Here is a 12,393-nt window from a genome sequence, read left to right as displayed (position 1 = left end):
TTTAATAGATGTTTTTTATTTCTTTTTTTTACAAAAATCATCGATTTGCTCCAAAATATATAAATAGTCTTTGTGATTTTCTACAAAATCCAATTCCGAAACATCTATAATCAAAACCCTAAGCTGTTTGTCTGATTTGATATAGTCCAAATACCCATTATTAATTTGCATCAAATACGTTTCAGATATGCTTTGTTCATACAATCTGGCTCTTTTTTGTATGTTTTGTATCAATTTCGGAGTTTTTTGATATAAATAAATATACAAATCGGGTTTTGGAATTTCCTTATAAATGATGTCAAATAAAGTTTTATACAATCGAAATTCTGCATCACTAAGGGTTACTTTTGCAAAAATCAACGATTTGAATATATGATAATCCGCAATTAAAAAGTCTTTAAACAAATCATATTGTTTCAAATCATCTGCCAGTTGTTGGTATCTTTCTGCCAAAAATGACATTTCCAACGGAAAAGCATATCGTGAAGCGTCTTGATAAAAAAGAGGCAAAAACGGATTGTCCGAAAACTGCTCTAAAACTGTTTTTCCATTAAAGTCGGCAGCAATTTTATTGGTTAGCGTAGTTTTTCCAGCACCAATGTTGCCTTCAATGACAATATGATTGTTATTTTGAAATTGAAATTTTGACAAAGGAGCTTCCATGGTTGCTACTGGAATACAAGAACTTTTGTCTGAACAATGGGCAAGCAAGGTTAGGATATTTTTTTTTAAAATAGGATGTTCCCAAACTATTTCCAAATCCATCATCGGACATAACACAAATTGCCTACGGTGCATTTCCTTATGTGGAATTTGCAGGTGGTCGTTTTCGATAATGTCTTGGTCAAAACTAATCAAATCAATATCAATAATGCGGGCCTCATATTCGGACTTTGTTTTAGGTTTTCTGCCCATACTTTGTTCCAAATGCCACAATTGTTTTGCAATAGTCATACAGTCTTTGTCTGTATGCAATAAAATGGCAATATTAAAAAACGGATCGCTGTCAAAACCCCAAGCAGGCGATTCATATACCTTTGATACTTTTATCACAGTAGCAATTTGGGCATGAATCGATTGTACAGCGCCTATTAAATGCTCCAATCGATGGCCTTGATTACTTCCTAATGATAATATGATTTGGTGTTCTAAACTCATTTTTGGGTAATACTATCAAACATGTCAAGCCCACAAATGTTGCAAGCTTGACATGTTTTATTTTTTTAATTTTTTTTATGCCGAAATTGTTTGAACGTCTTTGTTAATTTTATTGACCAAGCCAACCAATACTTTTCCAGGACCAACTTCTGTAAAAGAAGTTGCACCGTCTGCAATCATTTGCTGTACAGATTGCGTCCATTTGACAGGTGCTGTAAGTTGAATGATTAAGTTTTTTTTGATAGACGCAGCATCCGCTACGGCATTTGCTGTAACATTTTGATACACTGGACAAATAGGTTCAGAAAAATGGGTAGCTTCTATTGCTGCCGCAAGCTCTTCTCGGGCTGGCTCCATCAATGGCGAATGAAAGGCACCACCAACTGGCAAAATCAAAGCCCGTTTGGCACCCGCTTCTTTCATAGCAACACATGCTTTTTCTACTGCCGAATAGGCTCCCGAAATTACCAATTGTCCTGGGCAGTTATAGTTTGCAGCTACAACAACCCCGTCTATAGTGGCACAAATTTCCTCAACTATTTTGTCGTCCAAATTCAATACGGCAGCCATTGTCGATGGCTCCATTTCGCAGGCTTTTTGCATGGCCATCGCACGCTTAAAAACCAATTGCAAGCCATCTTCAAATGATAATACCCCATTAGCAACCAAGGCCGAAAACTCTCCCAACGAATGACCCGCTACCATTTCTGGACAAAATTGAGTTCCCATTGTTTTAGCCAAAATTACAGAATGTAAAAAAACAGCAGGTTGTGTAACCTTTGTCTGTTTTAAATCTTCAGCCGATCCTTCAAACATGATGTCGGTAATTCTAAAACCTAATATAGTATTGGCTTTTTCAAACATTTCTTTGGCAATACTAGAAGATTCGTACAAATCTTTGCCCATACCCGTAAATTGTGCTCCTTGACCAGGAAAAATATATGCTTTCATTTAATAATTATTTTTTTGCTAATAACAAAATTAATTTAATGTATCTTGATTTTTTTATTTAATATTTATTAAGGTATTATGTACATTCGACCTCATACCAACAATTCAATCTTATTTGATGGCCATCAAAATAGTCATGCTTTAAAAAAAAAAAGAAAAAAATCTAAACTGCTTCTACAATAATATTGGGTTCATTGAGCATGTCTTTGAGCATGTTTTCAATCCCATTTTTCAAGGTAAAGGTAGATGAAGGACAGCCATTACAAGCACCTTGCAAAACAACTTTGACTCTTTTCTCGGCTTCATTATAAGAGTCAAACAATATATTTCCACCATCTGCCGCCACGGCGGGTTTTACATATTCTTCTAAAATATTGATAATTTGTTGAGAGGTTACGTCTAATTTGTCAAAATCCTGTAGTTGTTGTTTTTCTTGTTTTGGATTATTTATTAATAATGATTCATCAACCACTATGCCGCCGTTTTCAATAAAATTTTTAATAAAAGTTCTCAATTCTAATGACACGGTGTTCCAGTCGGCCATTTCAAATTTAGTTACAGAAATATAATTTTCGTCAATAAAAACTTCTTTCACATACGAAAATTCAAAAAGGGCTCGTGCCAATGGAGATGACAATGTTTCGTCGATATTCTTGTATTCTACAGCGTTTTTAACCAATATTTTATTCACCACAAATTTGAGTGAAGAAGGATTTGGAGTTGTCTCGCCATATACCGTAATCGGTGTTTTTTTGGTAGCATGAGTAGTGGGCAACACAACAACGCCACCCTCGTTTACAAAGGTTTCAATTTCAAGAGCCACAGCTTCCTGCACATCGGGCCATTCTACAATACTAAATTTTTCTATCGCTACAAAATTTCCCGAAATGTAAACGGTTTTTACAAATGGTAAATAAAACAATTTTTGAGCCAAAGGAGCATTTTTGGTTTCATCAATATTTTTAAACTCAAAATGTTCATGGTGCGTAATAAAATCAGGAAACTCAAACTTCAAGATGTTGGGGTTTTGAGTTGGTTTTATAGTAATTTTTATCATTTGGATTATTTTTTTGCAAATTTAATAAAGTATTTATGTTTTTTTATTTATATTTGAATTTTTAATTTTTAAAGCAAAAATTTGAAAATATTTAAATTGAATAATAATAGATAGAAATATGTTAAAAAAAATCATATTACACATGTTTTTGATGAGTTTTGTATCTTTTTACGGGCAATCAATAACGGTTAACACAACAACATATACAGTTCCACAATTGGTTCAAAATGTATTATTTGGTGCCACGGCTCAAAATAGTTGTGCGGGAGGTGTAACCAATATCACTTGGTCCACAGGGTCAAATTTTAATTCAACAAATGGAATTGGTTATTTCCAAAATACCAACCCTAATTTTCCATTAGCAAATGGTGTTATTTTAAGTACAGGCAATGTGCTTTCGGCTGCGGGTCCAAATTCTGGCACACAATCTAACGGTTCTGGTAATTGGCCTGGCGATACTCAATTATTCAATTACATTGACGGTCTTGGAATTGATGCAGATTTAAATAGTTACAATAATGCTACTGTATTGGAGTTTGATTTTGTCCCTTTCTCTTCATCAATGAGTTTCGACTTTTTATTTGCTTCAGAAGAGTACGGTACTTTTCAATGTGATTTTTCTGACGCTTTTGCTTTTTTTCTTACAGATGTAACTGCGGGAACTGCTCCTATAAATTTAGCACTCGTTCCTAATACCAATACACCTATTGCAGTAACCACTATTAGAAATAATGCAAATAATAACGCTTGTCCGTCGGCAAATTCGCAATATTTTGGTTTGTTCAATGGTGGAACTGCTGCAACAACTGCCTCAAACAATTTTAATGGACAAACGGTAAAAATGACAGCACAATCTGCGGTGGTACCTTTCAATAATTACCATATCAAATTGGTAATAGCCGACAGAAATGACAGTCAATACGATTCAGCGGTATTTTTAGGCGGCGGTAGTTTCAATGTAGGTACTGCAGATATTTCTGGAACGGGCATATATTCAAATACCCATAGTTTTTTAATTGCAGAGGGCAATGCTGTATGTCCTAATAAAACCTTACAGTTAAAAGCAAGTGCTACACCCATTCCCAATATTACCTATACATGGGAAAAAAACAACGTTGTTTTGCCTGGCGAAACCAGCTACAATTTAACGGTTACAACAGAAGGTACTTATAAAGCCAATTTAATTTTTAGTCCTACCTGTATCCAAAGTGATGAATGTGTGGTAGAATACAATTCTGAACTAGATCTTACCACCCCCACAGCAACACAATCAACTATATGTCAGTCTAGTAGTACATTTAATTTGAATCAGTTTGTACCAATCATCCTCAATGGATTGTCAGCGGCTGATTATGAAGTATTTTTCTATACTAGTAGTGCCAATGCTCAAGCGGGTACCAATCACATTACCAATTTGAATGCTTATCCGGGAACAGACAATCAAACAATTTATGTATCTGTAACCGATCTTATAGGTTCAAATTGTACGGAATACCGACAATTTCAATTACACATCAACCCCCTTTCCGATGCCGTTGTAAGCGGTACGGCTACTGTAAACTTAAACAGCAGCAGTCCGTCGGTTACTTTTACGGGGAGTGGTGGCGTAGCTCCTTATACGTTTACCTATAATATTAATGGAGGCACAAGCCAACAAATAACCACTACTACTGGCAATAGCGTGTCCATAACTGTGCCTACCAATACTTTAGGGGTTTTCAATTACAACATAACAAGTGTTACCAGTGCCAATAACTGCCCTAAAGCGGTGAGTCAAACGGCTACAGTTACTGTTTTATCGTTGCCAACAGCTACTATTGCTGGCACAACAGCCACTTGTTTGAACGACGCATCACCTAATATTACTTTTACAGGTGCCAATGGCGTAGCTCCTTACACTTTTACATACAATATTAATGGAGGTGCCAATCAAACCGTTAGCACCACTACGGGCAATTCTGTAACAGTGGCTGCACCTACAACTTCAGCAGGAACTTTTGCTTACAATTTGGTATCTGTTGCCGATTCTGGAAGTCCATCTCAAAGTCAAACCCAATCTGGAACGGCCACCATTACAGTAAACAACCCTGTAAACGCAGGTACCGATGGTACTACCACAGTTTGTATTACAGATACCACCAGCATCAATTTGTTCAGCTTGATTACAGGCGAACAAACAGGCGGCGTTTGGACCAGAACCAGCGGCACGGGCGGTACTTTTACGGCTGCATCGGGTACTTTTGTTCCTACCAATGCTACCAATAGCACCTTTGTTTATACATTAACTGCCGCTTCACCTTGTGTTGATGATTCAAGTCAAGTTACTGTAAACATCAGTCCAGCATCCAATGCCGGCACCGATGGCAGCACTACGGTTTGCGAAAACAGTACCACTGCTATCAATTTATTTGATTTGATTACAGGCGAACAATCGGGTGGCGTTTGGAGCAGAACCAGCGGTACGGGTGGTACTTTTACGGCTGCATCGGCAACTTTTGTGCCTACTAATGCTACCAATAGCACCTTTACTTATACCATTACGGGTACTTCTCCGTGTCCAGACGATTCCAGTTTGGCTACTGTAAATGTTAATGCGGTGGCCAATGCAGGTACCGATGGCAACACCACCATTTGTGTTGATGCTACTGCTGCTGTTAATTTATTCAGTTTGATTACAGGCGAGCAAACAGGCGGGGTTTGGACCAGAACCAGCGGGGTTGGTGGTACTTTCAATGCCACAACGGGTACTTTTACCTCTAGTTTGGGGGCTACAACAAGCCAATTCAAATATACAGTGGCCGGTAGCGCTCCTTGTTTAGACGATTTTAGTATGGCCACCATCAACATCAACGAAGTGCCCAATGCCGGTACAGACGGTATACTAACCATTTGCGAAACCAGCACCACTACCATCAACTTGGCAGACATTTTGTTGGGCGAACAATCAGGCGGGGTTTGGACAAGAACCTCTGGCACAGGTGGCACATTCAATGCTGCTGCCGGTACATTTGTGCCAGCTCCAGGGGCTTCGAGCAGTTTTACTTACACCGTTGCAGGTGTAGCTCCTTGTGTGGACGACACGGCTCTGGCCACGGTTACCATTTTATCGGCTCCAGCCTTTAACACACCCGTTGCCCTTCAGGTTTGTGATGACAATAACGACGGTGTTGCTTGTTTTACGCTAAGCAATGCTACACCACAAATTACCAACAACAACGCCTCTTTAACCGTTACTTACCACGTAACGCTAACCGATGCTCAAACAGGCGAGCAACCCTTGCCCAACACCTATTGCAACATTACCACACCTTTTTCTCAAACCATATATGTACGAATATTCGATCCTTTAGCTCCTGCTTGTTTCTCTACAAGCTCCTTGCAACTGATTGTCAATCCGCGTCCGATTCCAAATGTGAATCTGACCGATTATGTGCTTTGCGACAACACCGCTCCTACAAACGATGGGATTGAAACTTTTGACATGCACGCCAAAGATGCTGAAATTGCCAATGGCCTTATTGGAACGGTTATCAAATATTACAGCTCCCTAGCCGATGCTCAAAACCAAACCAATGCTTTACCTAACTTTTATACCAATACCACTAGCCCCAACCAACAAACGGTTTATTTCAGAATACAATATCCTGGAACGGGTTGTTTTAGTATTGGCAATTTTAAATTAATTGTAAAACCATTACCCCTTGTACCTTCGAGCTTTACATCAATGACCCTTTGCGATGCTAACGCTCCGTTGGGATTTGAAAATTTTGACTTGACCAGCCAAATTACCACCCTTTTGAATGGACAAACAGGCATGAATGTTACTTTTTATCCTAGTTTGCCAGATGCCAATGCCAATACCAATGCCATTTTGCCGGCCAACTGGAGCAGTTATACCAATGTATCGGCATATTCACAAACCTTGGGTATAAAATTAACCAATGTCATTACAGGTTGTTCCAATATTAGCACCATGGATTTGATTGTCAATCCGTTGCCTATGCCTGTTGTACCGACAACACCTTTGGCCATTTGCGATACCAATCAAAATGGACAATACTTTTTTGATTTGACAACCCTTACGGCCAATATTTTGGCGGGTGCTCTAAACGTTACCATTACTTACCACGAAACCTTGAGCGATGCCCAAACGGGATCTTATCCTATTGCCAATCCGCAACATTATGAAAACAGTGGGGCTTTGGTACAATTTATTTATGCCAGTGCCGTAAACCAATACGGTTGCAGAAAAGCCATTACGATAGAATTGAATGTCAATATTGCACCAATTGTGCCTGGTTCTGGAAGTATTGCCAACTTGACAAAATGCGATCAAACCGATAGCAACAACCAAGATGGTTTAACCCTTTTTGATTTGACCCAACAAACGGCAGGTTTATTAGCCTTGCAAACCAGTGCCGCTAGCAACTATACTGTTACTTATCATTTGACACAAGCCGATGCCCTAACGGGTGCCAATCCAATTGTAAATGCAGCTGCTTATTACAACATAAGCAACCCGCAAACCATTTGGGCCAGCATCAAACGAAACAGCACCAATTGTAGAAACATTACCCGCTTTGATTTGATTGTCAATTTGCCTTTGGCTTTGACTATCCCTACGGCTTTGAGTGTTTGCGACACCGATGCCAATCCAAACGACCAGTTTTATACCTTTGATTTGACCCTTAAAAACAACGAAATTACCCAAGGTTTGACGGGCTATACCGTAACATATTATCCAAGTTACAGCAACCCGCAAACGGGAACACCTATTGCCAATCCAACGGCTTATACCAACACCACACCATTTGCTCAAACGCTGGGTGTAATGGTTACCAACAATGCTACTGGATGCAAAAGCTGGACCAAACTCGACATAAGAGTCTTGCCAATACCAACACCAAGAACAACGGGTATTCCTAGCCTAGGTACTCAATGTGCTTACAATTACACCGATCCCAACAACCCGTTGGATGTGCCATTGTCGGTTTTCAATTTGACGGTTAATGCTACTTATATTATGAATGGCGATCCGAACTTGATCTTGAGGTATTTCCGTTCTTATGCAGAGGCAACAGCCGTGCCTCCTGTAAACGAAATCCTGAACCCAACAGCCGCCGCCGTGGCTGGCGATGTGTGGATTCGTGTAGAAAATACCCGAACAGATTACCAAGGGCAACATTGTTTTGTGATGGTAAAACAAACACTAACGGTAAACCCAAGACCAACTGTGGCTACATTGCCTGTTTATAAAATTTGTGACGACAACAGCGATGGTTTGGCTCAGTTTGATTTGCAACCCAAAATAGCTTTATTATTAGGCACATCGCAGTTGCCCGCTAACTTTACCCTTACCTTTCATGCCTTGCAAACCGAGGCACAAAATGGAACTAATGCTTTGCCGTTGTTGTTTACCAACACTACGCCACACAGCCAAACCATTTATGTAAGAATCGTAAATAATGCCACGGGTTGTACCAACGAAATTGGCACCCTAACCCTTATTGTAGAAGACAGAGCCAGAGCCACTGGGCCTCAAAATTTTGCAACCTGCGACAACTATGGCGATCCTTATGACGGTATTGGCAAAGTTGATTTGACACAATTTGATGGTCTAATACTCAATGGCCAGGATCCTGCTACTTTTGTATTGTCCTATTTTACAAACCCTACCGACTTGGCCAATGACACCAACGCATTGACTTTGGTTCAGGCTCAAAATTACGTTACGCCTGCCCCAAGTAGTGCGGGTGTAAACCCTGTGTTGTCCACGATATATGTAAAAGTAACCAACACCAACAATATTTATTTGCCAAAATGTACAGATTTTACAACCATCAACATCAAAATAGAGCGTTATCCTAATCCTATCATCCAAACCAATAATGGCTACAACTACATTTGTGTGGATTATTTAACCAAAAAAGTAGTAAGACCCCTTACGCTAGACAGTCAGGTAACGGGCGATTATACCTATGTGTGGTATGTCAAGGAGGGAGCGGCCGTTCCGCAGGTAATACCTGGAGCTACGGGGGCTACATACACCATCGAAAACGGGGACATCTCTGTGAATGATGCCGTAAGAACATTTAGTGTCAAAGTTATTAGCAACAGTACTTTGGGCTGCACGACTACCTCTGTTGGTTTTGATGTATATCAATCAGGGCCAGCGGCTCCAATAGCTGGGGTGTCTTATACGATAACCAATGCTTTTGAGAGCAATCAAATTATAGAGGCCACCGTAGCGGGTTATGGAACTTACTTGTACAGCCTAGACGATGGGCCACAACAGGTGAGTCCTAAATTTGAAAATGTGAGCCTTGGCTCGCACACCCTTTGGGTATGGGACATTGAGGGAGGAAATCAAAGTTGTGATCCTTACACGATATTGGATGTAGAAACCATTGATTATCCGCACTTTTTTACACCAAATGGCGATGGATTTAATGATACATGGAATATTACGGGTTTAAAATCGCAACCTAACACAAAAATTTATATCTTTGACCGCAACGGAAAACTACTCAAACAATTGAGTGCTACCTCTGTAAATCAAAACGAAGGTTGGGACGGAACCCTAAACGGAGCACAACTCCCTTCCACAGATTACTGGTTTACAGTAGATTATATTGAAAAAACTTTAGCTAAACAATTTAAAGCCCATTTCTCACTTAAAAGATAAAAAAATGAAAATTAAAAAAATCTATCTATCTTTTGCGATATTTATTTCGCAATTAACCTTTTCTCAAGAAGGTCTTCCTGTATATTCAGATTATTTATCTGATAATTATTATTTGCTACACCCTTCTATGGCAGGAGCTGCAAGCTGTTCAAAAGTTAGATTAACTGGCCGCCAACAATGGTTTGGTCAAACAGATGCACCAGCATTACAAACATTGAGTGTTAATGGAGCTATAACCGATCGAGATGGAGCGGGTATCATCTTGTTTAATGATAAAAATGGATACCACTCGCAAACAGGTTTAAAATTAAGTTATGCCCATCATTTATTGTTTTCACGTGATGAAATTGATTTGAATAGACTTTCGTTTGGAGTAAATGTTGGTTTTAGCCAAAGTTCGTTAGATGAAACAAGTTTTAGATCAAACAATTCTTACTTAGAGCCTGGTATTGGAGGTATTGTACAAAGAGCGTCCTATTTTAATATCGATTTAGGGGCAACATACAACTTTTTAGATTTTTATGCTCATTTTACATTAAAAAATGTATTAGCAAGTAAACGAGAGATTTATTCTTTGTATGAACCTGTTGATTTGAAGAGGGCTATTTTTAATACCGGATATACCTTTGGCGATAGCGAATCCATCATGTGGGAACCTTCAATAATGTTTCAATATATTACCCAAACAAAAGAATCTACTGTTGATTTCAATATAAAAGCTTACAAAGCAATGGATTCAGGTAAATTTTGGGGTGGACTTTCCTACAGAAGAAGTTTAGATGGTGCAAATTATATTGAAGGTAGAAGTGTTGCAACTCAAAAATTACAATATATTACCCCAATTGTTGGTGTAAATTATAAAAATTTTATGTTTGCTTATACGTATTCATATTTGGCGGGTAAAGTTAATTTTGATAATGGTGGCTTCCATCAGTTGACTTTAGGATTTGATTTTTCATGTAAACCAGAAAAATACCACTGTAATTGCCCAGCAAATAATTAATAAATTTATAATCTAAATGATTATTCATGAATATTTTTTTAAAGTATTATGTTAATAAAATCATGTAAAGGAAAAAGTCCCATAATTCCAGAGGATTGTTATGTTGCTGAAAATGCAACTATAGTTGGTGAAGTTAGTATTGGTAAAAATTGTAGTGTGTGGTTTAATGCTGTCGTACGTGCAGATGTGAATAGTATTACTATTGGCGACAAAGTAAATATACAAGATGGGGCAGTAATACATTGTACCTATTTAAAGCACCCTACAATTATTGGTAACAATGTTTCAATTGGGCACAATGCTGTTGTACATGGTTGTCATATTCATGACAATGTATTGATAGGAATGGGAGCCATTGTTATGGATGGATGTGTTATTGAAAGTAATTCAATAGTTGCTGCGGGATCTGTAATTACACAGAATACAACCGTGGCATCTGGAACTATTTGGGCTGGAGTGCCAGCTAAAAAAGTTAAAGACATCAATACTTCTGATTTTGCAGGAGAAATAGACCGAATTTCAAACAATTATGTGATGTATTCGAATTGGTTTAAAAACGATGAGTAACTTTGGTATAATTTTTGATAACAAATTTCAAAATAATTCAAATTTTAAAACACTAACGAGAAACAATTGTTGATTGTTATTAAAAAACATTTATTATGAAAAAATTAATTCAAGGAACGAGCATTTTATTTTTGGCATTGCTTTTTATACAATGTGCCAATAATACTAAAAAAGACCAAGTGGAACCTCAAACACAAACTGCAATGAAAGATACTACAAAACAAAATCTGGATGGATTATGGATATTAGAATCGACTTCCAAACCTGATTTTAAAATTAAAAAAGGAACTTCTGTAGCTTTTAAAGGAACAGAATTTCATTTGAATGCGTTGTGCAATCTTAATCATGGAGGTGTTACCATTAAAGATTCTGAAATTAAATTCAATAGCAAAGGTTTGATGCAAACGATGAAAGGATGTCCAGACAATTACGAACAAGATTTTCTTAAGTTATTGTTTGAAGTAGTAAGTTTTGAAATGCAAAATGACATTTTAACTTTGACAACAAAAGATCAATCCAAAATTGTTTGGAAAAAACAAAATATACTTACACATTTGCAAGAAAAAGAATGGGCAGTAGTTACCAATACAGGTGATGCCATTGTAATAAGCGAGGATAACCCAAAGCTAACAATGTCTTTTTCAAAAGACGGTAAAATTAGTGGTTTTGCTGGATGCAATACTTTTAACGGTACTTACAAACTAGAAGGAGATCAGATCATTATTGAAAATGTTGCACTCACTAAAATGGCTTGTCTTCCAGAAGGTATGAAGGTGGAAAATAATTTTGTAAAAAACTTAAATAAATCCATTTTTACAGTAGAAGACTCGTCTAGTGAAATTGTGTTCAGATACAAAGATGGTGCTATGACTTTTATTTTAAATTAAAAAGTCGAAATTGACATAAATATTCAATAAATGAGGCTTACTTTTAAGCCTCATTTTTTTTTAGACACTTTCATATACCAAATCA

At 37.8% G+C, this 12,393-nt stretch carries 7 protein-coding genes; 4 read left to right on the top strand and 3 right to left on the bottom strand.

The window, feature by feature from the left end; translation table 11 throughout:
• Positions 1 to 15: 15 nt before the first annotated feature.
• The 3 genes from folK to FBFL15_RS02460 form a co-directional block, all read right to left on the bottom strand.
• Complete coding sequence (gene folK, locus FBFL15_RS02470) at positions 16 to 1,158, bottom strand: 2-amino-4-hydroxy-6-hydroxymethyldihydropteridine diphosphokinase (RefSeq protein WP_014083089.1); 1,143 nt, start codon at positions 1,156 to 1,158, stop codon at positions 16 to 18.
• Positions 1,159 to 1,233: 75 nt separating this feature from the next.
• Entirely contained in the window at positions 1,234 to 2,109 is an 876-nt protein-coding gene (fabD, locus tag FBFL15_RS02465) for an ACP S-malonyltransferase (RefSeq protein ID WP_014083088.1), read from the bottom strand.
• Between the two features lie 163 nt (positions 2,110 to 2,272).
• Positions 2,273 to 3,166 carry a NifU family protein gene (locus FBFL15_RS02460; RefSeq protein ID WP_014083087.1) on the bottom strand — a complete coding sequence of 298 codons (894 nt, stop codon included), beginning with the start codon at positions 3,164 to 3,166 and terminating at the stop codon, positions 2,273 to 2,275.
• Positions 3,167 to 3,284: 118 nt separating this feature from the next.
• On the opposite strand from FBFL15_RS02460, the gene FBFL15_RS02455 reads away from it, so the two are divergent.
• The 4 genes from FBFL15_RS02455 (at position 3,285) to FBFL15_RS15665 (ending at position 12,308) form a co-directional block, all read left to right on the top strand.
• Positions 3,285 to 9,851 (top strand): choice-of-anchor L domain-containing protein, encoded by a 6,567-nt coding sequence (locus tag FBFL15_RS02455; RefSeq protein ID WP_014083086.1) that lies wholly within the window; start codon positions 3,285 to 3,287, stop codon positions 9,849 to 9,851.
• A 4-nt stretch (positions 9,852 to 9,855) separates the two neighbouring features.
• Complete coding sequence (locus FBFL15_RS02450; RefSeq protein ID WP_014083085.1) at positions 9,856 to 10,854, top strand: PorP/SprF family type IX secretion system membrane protein; 999 nt, start codon at positions 9,856 to 9,858, stop codon at positions 10,852 to 10,854.
• 48 nt (positions 10,855 to 10,902) lie between these two features.
• Complete coding sequence (locus tag FBFL15_RS02445) at positions 10,903 to 11,421, top strand: gamma carbonic anhydrase family protein (RefSeq protein ID WP_014083084.1); 519 nt, start codon at positions 10,903 to 10,905, stop codon at positions 11,419 to 11,421.
• Positions 11,422 to 11,516: 95 nt separating this feature from the next.
• Positions 11,517 to 12,308, top strand: coding sequence for an META domain-containing protein (locus tag FBFL15_RS15665; RefSeq protein ID WP_014083083.1), 792 nt, complete (start codon positions 11,517 to 11,519; stop codon positions 12,306 to 12,308).
• Positions 12,309 to 12,393 lie beyond the last annotated feature (85 nt).

Origin of the sequence: Flavobacterium branchiophilum FL-15, from assembly GCF_000253275.1 — a bacterium.
GTDB lineage: Bacteria > Bacteroidota > Bacteroidia > Flavobacteriales > Flavobacteriaceae > Flavobacterium > Flavobacterium branchiophilum.
The sequence above is the reverse complement of the archived record's forward strand: the minus strand, read 5'-3'. Positions and strand labels throughout refer to the sequence as shown.

Coding starts and splice junctions, on each gene's coding strand:
- FBFL15_RS02445 (WP_014083084.1), top strand. CDS start 10,903: ATGTTAATAAAATCATGTAAAGGAAAAAGTCCCATAATTCCAGAGGAT.
- FBFL15_RS02450 (WP_014083085.1), top strand. CDS start 9,856: ATGAAAATTAAAAAAATCTATCTATCTTTTGCGATATTTATTTCGCAA.
- FBFL15_RS02460 (WP_014083087.1), bottom strand. CDS start 3,166: ATGATAAAAATTACTATAAAACCAACTCAAAACCCCAACATCTTGAAG.
- FBFL15_RS02455 (WP_014083086.1), top strand. CDS start 3,285: ATGTTAAAAAAAATCATATTACACATGTTTTTGATGAGTTTTGTATCT.
- folK (WP_014083089.1), bottom strand. CDS start 1,158: ATGAGTTTAGAACACCAAATCATATTATCATTAGGAAGTAATCAAGGC.
- fabD (WP_014083088.1), bottom strand. CDS start 2,109: ATGAAAGCATATATTTTTCCTGGTCAAGGAGCACAATTTACGGGTATG.
- FBFL15_RS15665 (WP_014083083.1), top strand. CDS start 11,517: ATGAAAAAATTAATTCAAGGAACGAGCATTTTATTTTTGGCATTGCTT.